Source organism: Palleronia caenipelagi, from assembly GCF_007004065.1.
Taxonomy (GTDB): Bacteria; Pseudomonadota; Alphaproteobacteria; order Rhodobacterales; family Rhodobacteraceae; genus Palleronia; species Palleronia caenipelagi.
In genome coordinates this window covers 1-635 of record NZ_VFSV01000178.1, presented here as the reverse complement: position 1 = coordinate 635, position 635 = coordinate 1, and the positions used below count along the sequence as shown (strand labels likewise).

The following is a 635-nucleotide window of genomic DNA, read 5'->3' as shown; positions in this document are numbered from 1 at the left end:
TGGCTTCTGCGCCAGCAACCGGTTTACCAGCGCCGTCATCTCCGCGATCCGCGCTTTCAGCGGTCCCTCAGTCCCCTTGTCTGTCTGCCGTTCGATGTCGCGCAGCACGCGGCCGGTATAGCCCTTGAGCCGACGCAGGGCCTTGCGCATCCTCCTGAACTGGCGGGCGTGGGCATCGCGCCCGACCTGCCCGCAAAGCCGGGGGCCGAGGCGATTGTCGTTCTGGCGCAGGTTGATATCGGCCGCGCGGGCCAGCCCGACCAGCTTGCGCCGTGCGACGTCGTAAAGCCGGGCATCGGTGGGGTGCGCGATGTTCTTTTCCATCACCGTGGTCTCGACAGCAGTCTTCTGGAGATGGTGCATCCTGCCCCACTCCGGCGCGCTGTCCGGCCCTGATCGTCCCGGACAGCAGCCACTCGACACCTTCCTCGCCGATCCGGTTGCGCCAACGCGTCATCGACGAGGGGTCGATCGGCAGGCGATGCCGGAAGACCGTCTCGCCGCAGAAATGCTGCCAGTAAGGCGTCCCGGCCCACCGTACCACGACCGCCTCGTCGGACAACCGAAAGGCGTGCCGGAGATACAAAAGCCCCGCGACCAGGCGCGTCGGCGTGGCAGGGCGACCGGTCTGCGAC

The 635-nt window shown here is 67.6% G+C and carries 1 pseudogene; it reads right to left on the bottom strand.

Going from position 1 to position 635, the window contains the following annotated elements:
* Positions 1 to 635: pseudogene (locus FEV53_RS20590) on the bottom strand (transposase); the annotation flags it as partial.